A 17,251-nucleotide genomic window follows, 5' to 3' on the forward strand; every position below is an offset into this window, starting at 1 on the left:
TTCAGGATCCTGATGATCTGCTCTTCGCTGAACCGTGTTCGCTTCATTGTCCGTCTCCTCGTTCAAGACGGACTCTACCTCAAACTGGAGGAGGAAACGGGGCGCAGGTCAAAGGCTTCATAGGCTTCCGGCCCGACACCCCAGTCTGCCTGTGCCCATTCTCGAATTTCATGGGTTTCATCGTAGCTGTTGTTCCACAGTTCGTTGCCATATTCGACGGTGATCTGAAGGTTTGGATCCAGATTGTCCTTGTAGAACTGGGCCAGCTCTCGAATGTAAGCATCATCGACCCCGGGCGGGATGTTGATCCAGAGATCCACACCGGTTTGGTTGGCCAGTTCCGCCATGACTTCCTTAGGCACACCATCCCTCTTGAAGCCATATCCACCCCAGGTCTGGAAACCGAAGGGCGTCATGTCCTCAACGCTTGTGACTTCGGTATCAATGATGTTGTCCCAGTGCATGAAGCGGATTTCCTGAAAGTTCTCGATAACTGCCAGGAAATCCGGGTTGAAGATCTGACCGGCTTCATGAAGCGCGACATATTCCTGTCTGACAATGGAGACGTTGCGTATATAATCTCCGGTTCCCTGGGGGTCGGTTTCCCTGATTTGCACCTGGAAGTTGCCGCTGCCGCTATACTCGAAGACAATCTGATTCAAGTCCTCGTCTTCGCTGATGACCGTGACGTTCTGGAAATCAATTTCGCCGTCGCCCTCGTAGGTCAGGACAAAGGTGCCGGCGCGCGAGGCTTCTGCAGAAAAGAAAGCGCTCCAGTGGGTCGCATCTTCGGGAATTTCAATCGGCCAGCCGTTTTCGTCCAGATATCCGCCATCAACGAGTTCCTGATGGCTGTATTTACCCCATTCCGTGCCGTTGTTGATGACGCCGGGCCGGGAGAATTTCATGATGTCCAGGAAGGGGTCCTGATTGTTCCAGTCAGCCAGTTCCGACAAGTTAACGGTGATGACCGAGGCTTTGAGACCGAACGCTCGGTTTGTCTGCTCAAGAAGAACCTGTACTGTTGGGTCCCAAGTGTCGTCGACGTCTTCGACCGGAATATCGAATGTGGCCGTGTTTGCCAGTTCGCCATCGGTTACGGTGATCTCAAGGCTGTGAAGGGAGCTGGTTTCAAAGTCGAGCTTGCCGGCGTCAGCCACCGTGATTTCGCCGCTTTGGCTGTTGATCGCAAAAATTCCCTGATCATTGCCGGCGGTGATTGCATAGGTGAGCGTGTCCCCATCCGGATCCGAGGCTGTAACCTGCCCGACGACGGTGCCAGCTTCCGCATTTTCTGCCAGTGGCGCAATGGTCGCTGCGGCAAACTCAGGTGCCCGGTTTGTCTGCCCCTGGCCGCCGCCGTCAAGCAGGGTTTCGATTGAAACCCTGTCGCCGTCGGTGGTGCGCACCTGTTCGACCGAGGTCAGCAGCGTTTCACCCGCCTCATGGAGCACGGACACCCGGCCATCCTCCAGGCGGGTGAATGTGTAGGTGGACAGGTTATTGTTCAGCCGGAGAGTATCGTCTCCGTCTCCACCGTCGACAACATCATTGCCGGCGCCTATGACGATGGTGTCACTGCCCTCGCCTGCGTCGATGCGGTCGTCCCCGGCACCTGTGTTGAACCAGTCATCTCCATCCTTTCCGACAAAATGGTCGTCGGCGCTGCCGCCGAAGAACCTATCGTCATGGTTGGAGCCAACGATTGTTTCGACATTGATGACCACATTGGACAGCGCAAGGCTTGTTTCCAATGCCGTGGCCGAGAGTAGGTCTGTCGATCCCCTGGCAGCTATATTCTCATTCAAGCTGAAGTAGTTGGCGGAGACGGTGGTGCCGTTGAAGTCGGCTGTCGCGCCTGTGAGGCGGATGTTATAGGCATTGGACCCGCGCTCGATGCCCAATTCGTTCCCCAGCATGCTCCACTGGTTGATGCTGCCGATCACCAGACCGGTCTCCGTGTCGAGACCATAGGCGGTATCGCCGTCCCCATCGCCTCCATCGACAAAGGTCCCCTTGCCGGACCAGATCTGGAAGGTATCGTCACCGGCACCGCCATCCATGGTCGTGCGGCCGCCCGAGGTGCGGAAAAGATCATCTCCGGCGCCGCCAGAGAACGCCACGTCGTCGTTGCGGCTGAAAAACCGGTCGTCCTGGTCCGTTCCGGCAAATTCAGCGACACCTTGATAGATCGATCCGAATTTGAGGGCCGTTTCAAGCGCACTGCCGCCGAGAGAGCTGTCTGCACCTTTTTCGAGCTGGTTGTTCTGGAGAACATGATAGGTCGGTATGATCTCCGAGCCATCCATCTCGACCGGGTCATTGCGGTCATAGACAAGATAGGCGGTGTCCCCGGATTGTAGTGCCAGCTCCTGTCCCAAAGCGGACCATGTGTTGACCGCCGAGATGTTCAGGCCTTCGGGTTCATCATTGTCCGGGAGAATGACGACATTGGGAAGCTCTGACAAGGGCATGTCGGTGCCGGGCAGAATGTGACTCGCAAGGGCCGCCTTCACCTGCGCAAAGGCTTCTGCACCGTCAACTGAATCGCCATTGATTGATGCGCTGTCGACGAGAATTTCCAGGGCCGCGAACCCGTCAGCCTGGGACAAGCGTGCCATTGCATCATCGAGAGCACGGAAGTCATAGGAAACAGCGCCGTTGCTTGGATCGTAGCTAACAATGAAGTCGTCCAACACCAGTTTCAGCGAGAGGTCCGTCATCGGATCCGGGTTGGCGATATGCGTCAGCTCTTGCGGGGAATATCCAGCCCGGACCAGGACAATTTTCTCCGTCTGGATGAAGCTGCCTTCACTGCTGAAGTCGCGATAAGCGGTTCCATTTCCCGCAGTTACGACAACACCATCAGTCTCGGGCTGAACAATTTGAACCGTATTTGTGTTGGAATTCGTGTTCATGGAGTCACTCAATTTCGAATTATCGTAGTCGTATGACGTAATAGTCAAATAGTAACAATTGGCTATTCCGATCAATTTGGACTCGATACAAAATACGAATCAACTAAAAATTATTTGAGATGAAATAAAAAAATAAAATAGTTCTATATTAATATAAAATTTTATTTTATAAATACTTTTACAGAAAAATTCTTATTGATTTTTATTTAGCAATATAAATACTGGGGGGCGAGCCAATGCGGGATGTGCTTCGGAAAGCGAGCAAGACGACCTTTGAATGCCCTGGGCTCAAGAGGCGCCGACGTGAAAACAAGTGTCATAAGAAAAGCCCGTCACGAGCCAACCTTGTTTCGCCGCGATCTTTCACGGCCGGGTTATCGGTAAATTCTTCCGCAAGAACAGAGAGGCCAGCCAAAACTCGGCATCAACTAGAGGCAATTTCTTTATGCCATCCTTTCGCAGGCTTCGCCGTCTGCGGCCATAGCCAACAACGCGGACGGCATCGAATGTGTCGGGCAGGAGAACGCTCGCAGCTCTTTACCGGTGGTCGACCGAAATGAAAATTTCCCGTCCAGAATGGTGCCGATCAAGTAAGGGGCGGCCTTATGATCAGATGATCTTGAATATTCAGGAACGGCGAAGATCTTCGCACCCCAAAATACACTCAAGTTCTTCTTGAGCTTCGACATCGGCATTGTGTACGTGTCGGCTTACAAGGGCGATGGTTTCGGCAAAGCACTGATAGTCCATGGGAACCTTCCGGACGCTCAATCTATTCAATATAGACGATGTCTATATGATGAAAACGAGGGTGTCAACCAAAATATAGACGACGTAAAGATAGGGTCGACGGAGCGCGCCAAACTACCGTTACGGCAATCTGAAGCAGGCGTTGATCGAGGCCGGACGGGACATAAAACAAGGGAAGAGGCTGACAGGCCTTGATCCTACCACTCGCGTGGTCCAGTTCGACGTTTGGTGCGAGATGCGCCTCTGCTCCATCATGGTCTTGGTTCTCGGGGGCTTCGTATGGGTGCGGTTGAAGCTGAGAAACTGCACCTCGATGGCCGCTCAGAATTGCCCTGAATACGGCGACAAAATTACGCCAGGCCGTCGAACATTACCAAGGGGTCAATAAGATCGATCAAACCACTCCGGGCCGGAAGTAACCATGTCTGTTTGGGGCTGATTTCGAGCATTTTCTGGGGGGAAAGCGAATAGGCGCAGGGAGGACATACCCGCCTGATGCGGAGACTGCTGTCCGAAAAGACACTGCCAAGCGATGCCGATGAGCCGGAGGGGCAGCAGATAATCAGCAATGTGCGCCGTGCCGCATCTTGCGTAACTCCATTATGTAAACTAGCATAACTGTATATAAAGTTAACAATTTTGGCGCGGCAGACATGGCACCGTTTTCAGCCCCTATCAGAGACATCCTTTTTTCGCTTCGCGACGTCGCGGGCGCAGGCAAACTTGCAGACTGGGATGAGGATCTGTCTCAAGATATTCTGACCGCGTTCGCAGCTTTTGCCGAAGCCGAAATCGCGGCTGTGGACGAACAAGGCGATCGCCAGGGCTGCCGGTTCGAGAATGGCCGTGTCCGGATGCCCGACGGTTTTCCAGGGGTCTATACCCAGCTTGCCGAGATGGGTTGGCAGGGTTTGACCGCACCGGAAGAGCACGGCGGCATGGGACAGGGGCCGTTGGTCGCAGCCATGGTGTCCGAGGTCTTTGCCGGTGCCAATCATGCGCTACAGATGGTGTGCAACCTCGTGCCAGGGGCTATTTCCACGCTTCTGCTTTTCGGGACCCAAACGCAGCAAGCGACCTGGATACCGCGGCTTGCACGGGGGGACGCCCTGTCCACCATGTGCTTGACCGAGCCGGGGGCCGGGTCCGATCTGTCACGCATTAGAACGCGCGCTGTGCCGAAAGGTGACGGGTGGTCCATATCAGGGGAAAAAATATTCATATCCGGCGGCGATCAGGACCTTTCGCAGGACATCCTGCACTTGGTACTGGCGCGAACCGGGGCAGTTGAGGACGGGGTGAAAGGTCTGTCTTTGTTTCTGACCTCGCGTTCCGCTGCGGGCCCGGCAATAAACGTGACGCGGATTGAGGCGAAGCTCGGAATTCATGCCTCTCCGACCTGCCATATGGCATTTGACGCTGCGCCTGCAGAACTGGTGGGTGTCGAAGGCGAGGGCTTGAAGGCGATGTTCACTCTCATGAACCACGCCCGGCTGGATGTTGCCTTGCAAGGCGTGGCACATGCATCGCGGGCCCATGCGATCGCGTCCGCCTACGCGAGGGACCGCAAGCAGGGCAAGCTGCCGGATGGCCGCGAAGCGGTTTTGAGCGATCACACAGATGTACGCCGGATGTTGAATGAGCAACGCTCTCTGGCCCTTGGGGCCCGCGCCATGGCCCATGTGACGCTGGTGGAGATGCACCGCGGCGATGCATCGGCGCTGGTCGATTTCCTGACGCCAGTCTGCAAGGTTTTCTGCACGGAAGCTGGCATCCGTTCCGCAGACCTGGGGATTCAGGTGCTTGGGGGATATGGGTACCTTTCGGAGTACCGTGTGGGCCAGACCTGGCGGGATGCACGGATCACCTCGATTTACGAAGGAGCGAACGGCATTCATGCCCTGGCCACCGCCACCCGCGGGCTGACGCTGCGAGGGGGAGAGGGCGCGGACGCCTTTGATGCGCTCATTGGTAGACTGTCGGGAAACGCGAAAGTGCTGGCCCAGCGTGATGTCTGGAGGCAAGCAAGAGCGGCGGTCGAAGCCAGTGCGGTGCCAGCTGAATTGGCGCATGACTTCATGCAGCTCACCGGCGACCTGTTCTATCGGGCGGCCTGGGACCGCATCGCGCGACTGGCAGCGTCGGATGACCTTTCCGGGCTCGCCGACAAGGTGCTTTCGCCACAGCGGATCTGGGCAGCCTAGAGCATCTTGCAGACTTATCGCACGATGCTCTAGCGCACCGCGTAAAGCTCGACCTGAACGCTGTTGGCCATGCGGGCGCCTGTTCCGATGAAAAGTGTCCTGTTTACCCAGTCATATCTCGGGTCGCCTGTTTCCAGTCTTGCCTGCGTGCGCATGTAGTAGCTCGCCGCATCGACCTGTTCGCCACGTCCGAGTGCCTCAATCACCTCCCGTGGACCGTGCCGGTAGCCATAATTGATGATCTCGATCGTCGCTCCATCATCGGTTTCCATGGCATATCGGGTGTCGAGTTCGGCCATGCCATCTTCGAAAATGGTTTGCCAGTCGGCTCCGATATTCAGGATCCGGCCGCACAAGTGGGGGCCTGCTACCGTGCCTCCGATGATCGGAATGATGCGCCTTGTGCCGGCACGCCCGGTACCCATCGATCGGATGTCGGCAAGATCAACCGTCAAACGGCAAATATGTTCAAGCGATGGGGTGGGGAGCGTCATTGCGTGTCCTGATTAACTGTTTACTTGGTTAACAATATGACGTATCAGATTGGAGATTACAATACATGAGGCAAAGAATGGCGCAGTCGTCCAAAGCATCCCGCAGTCAGACAGGTTCAGAGGCCTCGCATGGAGACCTCGACGATTTTGTCGGCTACAACCTCAAGCGCGCATATGTCATCGTCAGCGAGGATTTCCGCCGCGCGCTCGGTGAGGACGGATTTGCTCCACGCGTATTTTCCGCGATCTCTCTGATCGTGCAGTTTCCCAATATCACGCAAAGTGAATTGGCCCGGAAACTGGGCATTGAGCGTTCCGGGCTTGTTGCAATCATCGACGAACTGGAAAGTCGTGGATTTGTTCAGCGGCAGGCCGTGCCCGGAGACCGGCGTGTTCAGGCCCTGGCGCCTACGAAGGATGGCCGGACGGCATATCTGCATGCCCGGGAAGTGGTCCGCACCCATGAGGAGCGATTGTTCGCTGATCTCTCGCCTGACGAGATCGAGACCCTAACTTCTTTGCTGAAAAAAATCAGAAACATCGAGGTCTGACCATGCAGGACTGGAACGGATGCTGCGCTGTCGTGACCGGGGGGGCGTCAGGACTTGGTGCTGCCACCGCTCGCAAACTGTCCGAGAGCGGCATGAAGGTCGGTCTTTTTGACCTGAATGAAGACAAGGGTCAGGCCCATGCAAAAAGCATTGGCGGCCTCTTCATGCGTGTCGATGTATCCGACCCGTCATCTGTGGCTCGAGGTTTGGACAAGGTCACGGGGGCTTTTGGCGTGCCGCGTGTTCTTGTGAACTGCGCCGGGATTGGAGGGGCGGCTAAAACCGTGTCACGCGGCGAACCACACGATTTCAGTCTGTTTGAAAGAACGCTGCGCGTAAATCTGATGGGCAGTTTCAACTGCGCCTCGCAGGCGGCAGCACGTATGGTCGCGGCACAGCCGGTTGATGATGACGGTGCCAGAGGCGTCATCGTCAATACCGCTTCCGTCGCGGCTTACGATGGCCAGGTGGGCCAGGTTGCCTATTCGGCATCCAAGGGGGGGATTGTCGGAATGACCTTGCCCATGGCGCGTGATTTGGCCGACAAGGGCATACGCGTCTGCACGATCGCTCCCGGACTTTTCCTGACGCCCCTGCTTGAAGAATTGCCGGAGGACGTGCAGGCGTCGCTTGGCGCGCAGGTGCCATTCCCGTCACGGTTGGGAGACCCGGCGGAATATGCAGCGATGCTTGCCCATATCACGCAGAACCCGATGCTGAACGGCGAGGTCATCCGTCTCGACGGGGCAATCCGCATGGCCCCACGCTAACTAAGACACCTGGGAGGAGGAACACGATGAATTCGCAAGCGACCCCGAAGACTGCGGATTTCTGGGATCCGGCATTCGTTTACGACGAGCGCGCAGACGGCACGCTGATCATGCGCCAAAAGGGTAGTCTGCCCGACCATTTGCCGACATTGGCGGGCTATCTCGACAAATGGGCCGATGCAACGCCGGACCACACATGGATCGCGCGGCGGGGTCCGGACGGGGCGTGGGTGCGAATTTCATATGGTAATGCGCGTGACCGGGCCCGCAGCATCGGCGCGGCCCTTCTGGGCATGGGCCTTGGGCCGGATAGCCCCTTGCTTATCCTCTCGGGAAATTCGCTCGAACATGCGCTCTTGGGCGCGGCATGTTTCTACGTCGGCATCCCGTATGCGCCGGTGTCGCCTGCTTATTCTCTGGTCTCCAAAGACCATGGCAAGCTCAAGGACATTGCGGCCAATCTCAAACCGGGCGCCCTGTTCGTCGATGATGCTGGCGCATTCGCCCCGGCACTCTCGGCTATTTCGGATGAAGGGCGCAGGGTCATTGCGCTGGAGAATGTTCCCGCAGATGCCGTGCGTTTCGAAGACCTTCTGTCAACGGATCCCGAGGGGGCGGTCAGGGCACGGCAGGCGATTGGGCCGGACACCGTTGTCAAATACCTGTTTACGTCCGGCTCCACCGGGTCTCCCAAGGCGGTCATCAACACGAACCGAATGATCTGTACGATGCAGGCGATGGTGCGGGACTGCTACAGGTTCCTGGAGCACACGCCACCGGTGGTCCTGGACTGGGCACCCTGGAACCACACTGCTGCGGGCAACAAGGTTTCCTACCTCGTGATGACCAATGGAGGAACCTATTACATCGACGACGGCAAGCCCGTGCCTGGAAAGATCGAAGAGACGATCCGAAACTTGCGCGAGATTTCCTGCACCTGGTATTTCAATGTCCCCGTGGGTTGGGACAAACTGGTGGAGGAACTGGAGCGTGATGAAGCGCTGGCGAGAACATTTTTCGCAAAGCTCTCGATGATGTTCTACGCCGGGGCAGGAATGGCTCAACTGACCTGGGATCGCCTGAGGGCGATTGCCCGGAAGACCACGGGTCGCGACGTTCTTCTCTCGACCAGCCTCGGGGCGACCGAGACCGCGCCCTTTGCCCTGTCCTGCACCGAACCCCAGGAGAAGTCCGGAAATGTCGGCGTACCGGCCAAGGGATTGTCGATGAAACTGGTGCCGAACGGCGGCAAGCTCGAACTTCGTCTCAAGGGTCCCAGCATCACGCCAGGCTACTATGGCGATCCTGGCAAGACGGCCGAGGTCTTTGACGACGAAGGCTATTACATGATGGGGGATGCCCTGCGTCCCGCTGATCCGGCCGACTTCTCCAAGGGGTTCTTCTTTGACGGGCGCGTTGCGGAAAACTTCAAGCTCAACACGGGCACGTGGGTCGCGGTCGGCTCGGTGCGCGGCGCACTCGTTGATGCGATGGACGGTCTGATCCGGGATGCGGTCATTGTGGGCGAAAACGAAGCGGAACTCGGTGCGCTGCTGATCCTGTCGGAACGGGCTGAGCAGATGGAGGCAAACCGCCGTGCCGCCGAATTGTCCGAAAAGCTGAAGGCTGCTGCAGAAACAGCTACGGGGTCCGCCACGCGAATACGCCGGGCGATGGTGCTCGAAAGTGTGCCGAGTTTCGACAAGGGCGAGATAACGGAAAAAGGCTCTCTTAATCAGCGGGCCTTGCGCGCCAACCACGAAGACCTTGTCACAGCAATGTACTCAGACCAGGGGTCTGTGCTGAGGGTCTGAAACTTCCGGTTAGAGCATCCTGCGCTAAGTCTGCACGATTTGACCGGATCTGCTTTGTCTGCTGAGGCGGCGGATCGCGCGCCTTGGTGTTTCCCACCTCAAGTGCGATCCAACGATGTCAGCGGACAAAGCAGACCAGCCCCTCGGATGATGGAAAGCATCCCATCTGCAGCGTTGCGTCGCTTGCCCGATACACCGCATCGCGCTGCGCAAAGCGCCTTGCCGAAAGATCTGCTTTCCAGCATCAAATGGTGCAGGCTTATCGCACGAGGCTCTGATGCGGATAAGCAAGGTGCCGCAAGGTACTATTTGCGGCCCTGCTTTCCTTTATTCCCGCGTTTTCAAATTGCGTCGATCAGCCAAACAAGCCAGAGCGTGATCGCCGGAAAAACGACGAGGATCACGACCCGAACCATATCCGTAATCACGAAGGGCAGCGCGCCCTTGTAGGTCTGGCCGATCGGAGTGTCCTTGGCCATCGAATTGATTATGAACAGGTTCATTCCCACTGGCGGCGTAATAAGCCCCACTTCAACAACGATCAGCACCAGAATACCGAACCAAAGGCCGAAGTCATTGACGCTCATCCCGAAGTCGAGGACGGACATGATGGGAAAGATGATCGGAACAGTCAGCAGGACCATTGACAGACTGTCCATCACACAGCCGAAGATCAGATACATGATCAGCACGATGGTCAGGATGAGCCATGGCGAGAATCCTTGCTCACCGACCCAGACGGATGCCATTTGGGGAAGCTGAGTCAGTGACAGGAAATTGTTGTAGATCCCCGCGCCAAGGATAATCAGGAAGATCATGCCCGAGGCGGCGGCAGTTGAAAGGATTGCCTGTTTCAGCCGGTCTGCGTTCATTTCACCGGATGCTAGAGCTGCAATGCCTGTCCCTGCCGCACCGACAGCGGCGGCCTCTGTAGGGGTGAAGATGCCGGCATAGATGCCGCCAACCACGACAAGGAAAATCGTGACGACCGGCCAGACTGCAACGAGTGCCCTCAGCCGCTCCCCCCAAGGGATCCGTTCCTTGACCGCGGAGCTGTTCGGCGAGACCCGCACCCAGATCGAGATGGCAACCATATATCCGACGGCTGCGAGGATGCCGGGGAGCAATGCCGCAACGAAGAGCTTTTCGATATTCTGTTCCGCAAGGATGGCGTAGATCACCAGAATAACGCTCGGCGGTATCAAGATGCCCAACGTGCCGCCCGCGGCAAGGGCGCCGGTTGCCAGTGAACCGGGATACCCGTAGCGCCGAAGTTCGGGCAGGGCCACCTGGCCCATGGTGGCTGCTGTCGCAAGCGACGAACCGCAAATCGCACCAAACCCCGCACAGGCTCCTACGGCCGACATCGCAACCCCGCCCCTTCGATGTCCGAGGAAACTTTCGGCTGCCTTGAACAGCGAGGACGACATGCCAGACAAGGTCGCGAACTGGCCCATCAGCAGGAAAAGGGGGATGATCGAGAATGAGTAGTTGGAGAAGGTTCCGTAAGTCAGCGTCTTGAGCTGATTCAAGGTCATCATTGGTGTGCCGATGACCAACCAGGTGCCGCCGACCCCCACACCGATCATTGCCAGCGCGATGGGGGCACGAAGGAAGACCAGTAACAGCAGGACCGGAAAGGACCAGAGCGCGAGTTCGATATTGGTCACGCAGGCTCTCCTTCATAGGGCCATCCCGAGAGTCGGCGCAGCGATCTGATAATGCAAAAAAACGCAACGAGGATGAACCCCAGTCCGCCGACGAGGCATGCGGCATATCCTTGCCAAACCGGAATTTGCGCAATCAGGGTTGTTTCGCCGTAGGAAAGCTTGTCCATCATACCGAGGTAAAGCCTCCAGGTGCCGACGACGGCCACCAAGAACATCGCGATGTTGAAAATCAGGTCCAGAAGCTTGTCCATCATTCTGGGCAGAACCGGTGCAAACAGATCGACGCGCGCATGGGCTTCGCGCAACTGTGTCCAGGGCAGAAACGCAAAAATTGCAGCGGCCATGCCAAACTCGGTGATGTCATAGATGCCCCGAATCGGGCCCAGTCCGATATTGAATGGACCCATGGCCCGCCCGGCAATGGACACGCATGTCAGGGCAATGATGGCAAGCAGGGCCGCGCCTCCGGCCAGCGCCAGGACATTGGCAATCATTTCAGCAATGCGGTTGAGAATGCGATACATGCGTTCCCCGTTCCTCTGAGGAGGTGAGAGGCGGCCTTGGCCGCCTTTCCATTTGGGTTAACGTTAGGTCAATCGCTGTGCTTTTCGATCAGAGCCTTGGCCTGTTCAATCAGCGCAGCGCCATCAATGCCCTTGTCGTTCATGTCCGAGATCCAGCGTTCGATCACGGGTTCAGCAGCTTTTTTCCAGCGGGCGACTTCCGCATCGTCCAGGGTGACGATCGTGTTTCCAGCTTCTTCGGCTATCGATCTGGCCGGCGTGTCCATGTCCCACATCACCTGCGTCGCAAATGTCGAGAGCGCCGCCCCGGACGCCTTGTCGAGAATTGCCTTCAGGTCGTCCGGCAGTGCGTCATACTTGGCCTTGTTCATGACCAGGACGATCGCGGCGGTGTAAAGCGCTTCCTCCCCAGCGAACTCGGTGTGATTGTCCACGAGTTCCGAAAGCCGGATGGCTGTGGTTACTTCCCAGGGGATCACGGTGCCCTTCACAACACCCTTGGAAATCGCCTCAGGGATCGCGGGCAGAGGCATTCCGACCGGCTCCGCACCCAATTCGCCCAGCAGGTCGTTGATGATGCGCGTCGGTCCACGAAGGGTCAGTCCCTGCATGTCTTCAAGACTGGTCACACCATCCTGGGTATGGATCAGCCCCGGACCGTGCACCCAGGCACCCAGCACCTTGACGTCCTTGTATTCGTTGCTTTGGAAGTCCGTTTCCACCATTTCCCAGAAAGCCGCTGCCGTTGCCACTGGATTGGTCATCATGAATGGCAATTCAAAGACCTCGGTGCGCGGGAAGCGGCCCGGGGTGTATCCGACGACAGTCATGGCAATGTCGACGACACCGTCGCGCGCCTGATCCATCAGTTCAGGCGGACGTCCGCCAAGGGACATTGCGTCAAAATGCTCGATCTTGATGCGGCCGCCGGAGGTTTGCTCAATGCCCGCCGCCCAGGGTTTCAGGATCTGCGCCGGTATCGGTGCAGGGGGCGGCAGGAATTGGTGTAGGCGCAGCGTAACGTCTTGCGCATAGGCCGCGCTGCCCAAGGCTGCTGAGGCAATCACGCCTGCAATCGCCGTTTTGATGAAGTCGCGTTTTTTCATGGATGTCCTCCCTAGTTCTCCATGCATTTGTAAATTTCTGTTTTGTCCCTGACCCTAATCAACCGGTGTCTGCTCACGTTTTCAAGTGCCCCGCCCTAGGCTGTATCAGATGTCCTCTACCTGAACTTGGGGGCCCTTTTCTCAAGGAAGGCACGAAGTCCTTCCTTCGCACCGTCAGACGTCTGGCTCATTGCAGCGGCCAGGCTTTCGGTGAACAGCCCATCCGATCTCGACATGTCTCCGATCCGGGAAAGGGCGTTGATCATCAGGTAGTTCGAAAAGGGCGCATTGTCAGCGATCTTGCGCGCCAGCGAGCGTGCAAGGTTGAGACCCTCCCCTTGTCCCACGGCATAGTGGGAAAGACCCAGGCGCGTTCCCTCCTCGGCATCATAGTTTCGGCCCGTCAGCATCATTTCCCGCATCCTGTCGGCTCCGATCAGACGGCCGACCCGCACGGTTGCGCCGCCGCCGACGAAGATGCCACGCTGCCCCTCCGGCAATTGGAACCGGACACCTGCCTCCGCGATGCGGACATGTGTCGAGGCCGCTATTTCCAGTCCTCCGCCGATCACCGCTCCGGTCAGGACAGAAATGACGGGCAGTCCGCCAAATTCAATCAATTCGGAGACACGATGCCAGTTGCGCGAATGGAAGACGCCTTCGACCGGTTCGCGATGTTCGTGCTCGGCCAGATCAAGTCCCGCACAGAAATGCCCACCTTCGCCGCGCAGGATAACCGCGTTCACCCCTGCGGGCGGATCAGAAAAGAACCGGTCCAGCTCGTCCACCAAAGCGTCATTCATCGCGTTTCTTTTTTCGGGGCGATTGAACACAAGTATCGCAATGTCGCCTTCGATCTCTATCCGCGTGACCTTGCCGGTCTGGGCTGTCCCGTCCTGCATTTTCAGTTCCATTAGATTTCAGTTGTTTATTGTTGTATCGGTAAACAGTTTTAATGTATAGCGTTTTCAGCAAGACCCCGAAAAATCGTGACTGGAGCCGTGGCATGGTTGACTTCAAAACTGTAAAGGCCATTGATTTTCATACACATGCGGAAGAGCCCTGCAATCATGGGCGTGACGATGGGTACAACGAGTTCCAGGCAGGCATGGCGGCGTATTTCAAGAATCCGGCGGGCGCTGAGGGTATGTTGCCGACGGTTCAGGATACTGCGGCCTATTATCGCGAACGCAATATCGCGGCCATTATTTTTCCCGTGGATGCCGAACGTGAAACCGGGTTCCGCCGGTATTCCAATGAAGAGGTTGCCCAGCTTTGCGCTGAAAACGATGATATTCTGATCCCCTTTGCGTCCATCGATCCCCACAAGGGCAAAGCCGGAGCGCGCGAGGTGCGCCGTCTTGTGCGCGAATTTGGTGTGCGCGGTTTCAAGTTTCATCCCACGATGCAGGGCTTTTTCCCGAATGACCGGGAAGCCTGCTATGCGGTTCTTGAGGCCTGTGCCGAAGAAGGTGTCATTACGCTCTTCCATACGGGCCAGACCGGTGTCGGCTCAGGCATGCGCGGCGGGATGGGGATGCGGCTGAAATACTCAAACCCGATGCATCTGGACGATGTGGCGGTGGATTTTCCCGACATGCCGATCGTGCTGGCCCATCCGAGCTTTCCCTGGACCGAAGAGGGCCTTGCCGTCGCACAGCACAAACCCAACGTCTATTTCGACATGTCGGGTTGGTCGCCGAGGTATTTCCCCGAGATCTTCATCAAATACGCAAACTCGATCCTGAAGAAAAAGATGCTGTTCGGCTCCGATTGGCCTGCAATCACGCCGGATCGGTGGCTGGCCGATTTTGAGAAGGCTCCATTCAAGGACGAGGTGCGTCCACTCATTCTGAAGCAAAACGCATTGCGGCTGCTGGGCGAGACCGCCTAATCTCTTGCCGGGAGGATGACATGGCAGAGTACGCGCCGCTGAATGAAACGATTACGCTCGGACAGCTCGATCTCGATCCGTTTCCGATTTATCGCCGGCTCCGGCGGGAAGCACCAGTCTGCCGGGTCAAGGCGGCGGGCCGTACTTTCCTGACCAAGGCGGCCGACACCAAATACGTCAAGGACAACCCGGAACTCTTCAGTTCGGATGATCCAAACACGCCGATGAAGCGTGCGTTCTGGGCGCATACACTGATGCGCAAGGATGGTGAGGCCCATCTGCACGAACGTTCGGCCATGGCGCCTGCCTTTGCCCCGAAGGTGATCACGAGCGAGTGGATGCCACGGTACCAGAAACTCGCGGAGGAATACGTGGCACGCTTGCCGCGTGGCGAGGTGGTCGATCTTTTTGCGATCCTCTCGGGTGCTTACGCCGCCCGGGGGCTTGCTATCCTGCTGGGTATTGAAGAAGCCAGCGACGAGGACATGATGGAGTGGTCGCAGGCTCTGATCGAAGGGGCCGGTAATTTCGGTTGGCTGGACGCTCCATTCGAGCGTGCGGACCGGGCCAATCAGGGGATACATGCGCTTCTCGACAGGCTACAGGACCGGCACCGGGCTGCGCCCAACTCGTCTGCGTTTTCCGTCATGCTCAACGCGCAGGATCCCATCCCCGAAAAGCAGATATATGCGAATATCAAGATCGCGATCGGAGGTGGGATCAATGAACCGCGAGATGCCTTGAACACCACGCTCTATGGTCTCCTAACCAACCCCGACCAACTGGCCGAGGTCAAAAGGACCGGTGACTGGATGCGTGCGTTCGAGGAAGGCGTGAGGTGGGTTGCCCCGATATCGGCTTCTTCGCGACTTGTGACCGAGGATACCGAAATTCGCGGTTGTCTTGTTCCCAAGGGCGATACGGTGATGACGATCCAGGCGAGCGCCAATCGCGACGAAGACGTGATCGAGAATGGCGAGGTCTTTGACGTGTACAGAAAGGACTGCCGCCATCAGTCCTTCGGCAATGGCCCGCATTTCTGTCAGGGCACCCATGTCGCGCGCCGAGCGATCGGGCAGATCATGTTGCCCCAGTTGTTCGATCGGTTTCCGGATATGCAACTTCCTGATCGAGACGCGGTGATCTGGCGCGGTTTCGGGTTTCGCGGACCGGTGCAGATACCGGTGCTTCTTCAGTAGCCTCTTTGGACTTGAGGAAATCAACAGGAGGTGACTATGCACGGAAACAGAGTTCTCATCGCGGGTGGCGGTATTGCCGGGCTGACCCTGGGGCTGACCCTTCATCAGATTGGCGTTCCCTTCACGGTATTTGAAACAGCGCACGAGATGCGTCCCCTTGGCGTCGGGATCAACCTGCAACCCAACGCGGTCCGCGAGCTGTTCGATCTTGGTTTCGATGCCAGTGTCTTGGATGAAGTTGGCATCCCGGCCGAGGAGTGGGCGCTCGTCGGCCTGAACGGCAGGGAAGTTTATGCGGAGCCGCGCGGGATCAAAGCAGGCTACAGGTGGCCGCAATATGCCGTGCATCGGGGTGAATTTCACATGCTGCTTTACCGCACCCTTGTCGAAAGGGCCGGGGAGGACGCCGTCCGGCTTGGTGCCAGGGTGAGCGGATACGTCCAGAGCGAAGCGGGCGTTGGTGCACATCTGACATTTGCGGATGGCACGGTTGAAGAGCTTCGCGGCCGCCTTCTGATTGGCGCGGATGGGATTCATTCGGCAATACGCGCCCAGATGTATCCCGGCCAAGCGCCAATTCACTGGAGCGGGGCGATCATGTGGCGAGGAACGGTTCGGGCCAGACCGCTCAGGACGGGGGCCTCCTTCGTCGGCTTGGGCACGCACCGCCAGCGCATGGTCATCTATCCGATTTCGAAGCCGGATCCTGACGGCTATTCGTTGGTCAACTGGATTGCCGAGGTCGTTGTCGACAGTGAAAAGGGCTGGCAGCAGGAGGGGTGGTTCCGGCCCGTTGAGATTGAAGATTTTGTGCATTTTTTCGACGGGTTCCGTTACGACTGGCTCGATGTCCCCGCGCTGCTGGAACGGGCGGATTGCGCCTATGAGAACCCGATGATCGACCGAGATCCGATCCCAAGCTGGGTTGACGGTTCGGTGGCGTTGATGGGAGATGCGGCCCACGCCATGTATCCGACCGGATCCAACGGGGCGAGCCAGGCGATTGTCGATGCAAGGGTGATAGGCGCAAAAATGCTCGGGCATGGCGTGTGCGAACGCGCCTTGGCGGCTTATGACGCGCAGCTGTGCTCGCCCGTTTCCGAATTGGTGCTTCGGAACCGTGGCGCGGGTCCGTTTGGCCTGTTGAATTTGCTGGACGAGCGATGTGGCGGTGATTTTGAAAATATCGATGACGTGATACCGGCGGACGAGCGTGCGGCATTCATGGCTGGCTACAAGACGGCTGCAGGCTTCGCGATGGACACACTCAACAATGCAGACCAAACGATACCGGCGGGAGCCAATGTCACATTGACTGCGCAATAAGCAGCACCGCAACAATAACCCGGGGCTCCAA

The 17,251-nt window shown here is 57.4% G+C and carries 13 protein-coding genes; 7 read left to right on the forward strand and 6 right to left on the reverse strand.

Annotation, left to right across the window (positions count from 1 at the left end; translation table 11 throughout):
• Positions 1-74 precede the first annotated feature (74 nt).
• A complete protein-coding gene (locus ACXAH0_RS24220) occupies positions 75-2,918 on the reverse strand; it encodes a cadherin domain-containing protein (RefSeq protein WP_475195713.1) in 2,844 nt (947 codons plus the stop codon).
• Positions 2,919-4,321: 1,403 nt separating this feature from the next.
• Here ACXAH0_RS24220 and ACXAH0_RS24225 point away from each other — a divergent pair.
• Positions 4,322-5,872 (forward strand): acyl-CoA dehydrogenase family protein, encoded by a 1,551-nt coding sequence (locus ACXAH0_RS24225; protein ID WP_475179863.1) that lies wholly within the window; start codon positions 4,322-4,324, stop codon positions 5,870-5,872.
• Between the two features lie 29 nt (positions 5,873-5,901).
• Here ACXAH0_RS24225 and ACXAH0_RS24230 read toward each other — a convergent pair whose 3' ends face one another.
• Positions 5,902-6,366, reverse strand: coding sequence for a DUF3237 domain-containing protein (locus ACXAH0_RS24230; protein WP_475195715.1), 465 nt, complete (start codon positions 6,364-6,366; stop codon positions 5,902-5,904).
• Between the two features lie 77 nt (positions 6,367-6,443).
• On the opposite strand from ACXAH0_RS24230, the gene ACXAH0_RS24235 reads away from it, so the two are divergent.
• From ACXAH0_RS24235 to ACXAH0_RS24245, 3 genes are read left to right on the forward strand one after another with little or no spacing between them, the layout of a single operon-like run.
• A complete protein-coding gene (locus ACXAH0_RS24235; protein ID WP_475179873.1) occupies positions 6,444-6,917 on the forward strand; it encodes a MarR family winged helix-turn-helix transcriptional regulator in 474 nt (157 codons plus the stop codon).
• A gap of 2 nt (positions 6,918-6,919) precedes the next feature.
• Positions 6,920-7,687: an SDR family NAD(P)-dependent oxidoreductase gene (locus tag ACXAH0_RS24240; protein ID WP_475195718.1), complete on the forward strand. Its 768-nt coding sequence runs from the start codon at positions 6,920-6,922 to the stop codon at positions 7,685-7,687.
• Between the two features lie 26 nt (positions 7,688-7,713).
• Positions 7,714-9,501, forward strand: a complete 1,788-nt coding sequence (locus tag ACXAH0_RS24245; protein ID WP_475195721.1) for a feruloyl-CoA synthase — start codon at positions 7,714-7,716, stop codon at positions 9,499-9,501.
• A gap of 341 nt (positions 9,502-9,842) precedes the next feature.
• Here ACXAH0_RS24245 and ACXAH0_RS24250 read toward each other — a convergent pair whose 3' ends face one another.
• From ACXAH0_RS24250 to ACXAH0_RS24265, 4 genes are all read right to left on the reverse strand, one after another.
• Entirely contained in the window at positions 9,843-11,171 is a 1,329-nt protein-coding gene (locus ACXAH0_RS24250; RefSeq protein ID WP_475195722.1) for a TRAP transporter large permease, read from the reverse strand.
• Positions 11,168-11,695: a TRAP transporter small permease gene (locus ACXAH0_RS24255; RefSeq protein ID WP_475179890.1), complete on the reverse strand. Its 528-nt coding sequence runs from the start codon at positions 11,693-11,695 to the stop codon at positions 11,168-11,170. Before ACXAH0_RS24255 ends, ACXAH0_RS24250 begins: the two co-directional genes overlap by 4 nt.
• A 68-nt stretch (positions 11,696-11,763) precedes the next feature.
• Positions 11,764-12,801: a TRAP transporter substrate-binding protein gene (locus ACXAH0_RS24260; RefSeq protein ID WP_475195724.1), complete on the reverse strand. Its 1,038-nt coding sequence runs from the start codon at positions 12,799-12,801 to the stop codon at positions 11,764-11,766.
• 116 nt (positions 12,802-12,917) lie between these two features.
• Positions 12,918-13,703 (reverse strand): crotonase/enoyl-CoA hydratase family protein, encoded by a 786-nt coding sequence (locus tag ACXAH0_RS24265; RefSeq protein WP_475179895.1) that lies wholly within the window; start codon positions 13,701-13,703, stop codon positions 12,918-12,920.
• A gap of 104 nt (positions 13,704-13,807) precedes the next feature.
• On the opposite strand from ACXAH0_RS24265, the gene ACXAH0_RS24270 reads away from it, so the two are divergent.
• From ACXAH0_RS24270 to ACXAH0_RS24280, 3 genes are read left to right on the forward strand one after another with little or no spacing between them, the layout of a single operon-like run.
• Positions 13,808-14,695 (forward strand): amidohydrolase family protein, encoded by an 888-nt coding sequence (locus ACXAH0_RS24270; RefSeq protein ID WP_475179898.1) that lies wholly within the window; start codon positions 13,808-13,810, stop codon positions 14,693-14,695.
• 20 nt (positions 14,696-14,715) lie between these two features.
• A complete protein-coding gene (locus tag ACXAH0_RS24275; RefSeq protein ID WP_475195726.1) occupies positions 14,716-15,894 on the forward strand; it encodes a cytochrome P450 in 1,179 nt (392 codons plus the stop codon).
• 36 nt (positions 15,895-15,930) lie between these two features.
• Positions 15,931-17,220: a flavin-dependent oxidoreductase gene (locus ACXAH0_RS24280; RefSeq protein WP_475195728.1), complete on the forward strand. Its 1,290-nt coding sequence runs from the start codon at positions 15,931-15,933 to the stop codon at positions 17,218-17,220.
• The last annotated feature ends 31 nt before the right edge of the window (positions 17,221-17,251 follow it).

It is taken from the genome of Roseibium sp. AWQ4_290 (genome assembly GCF_056160985.1).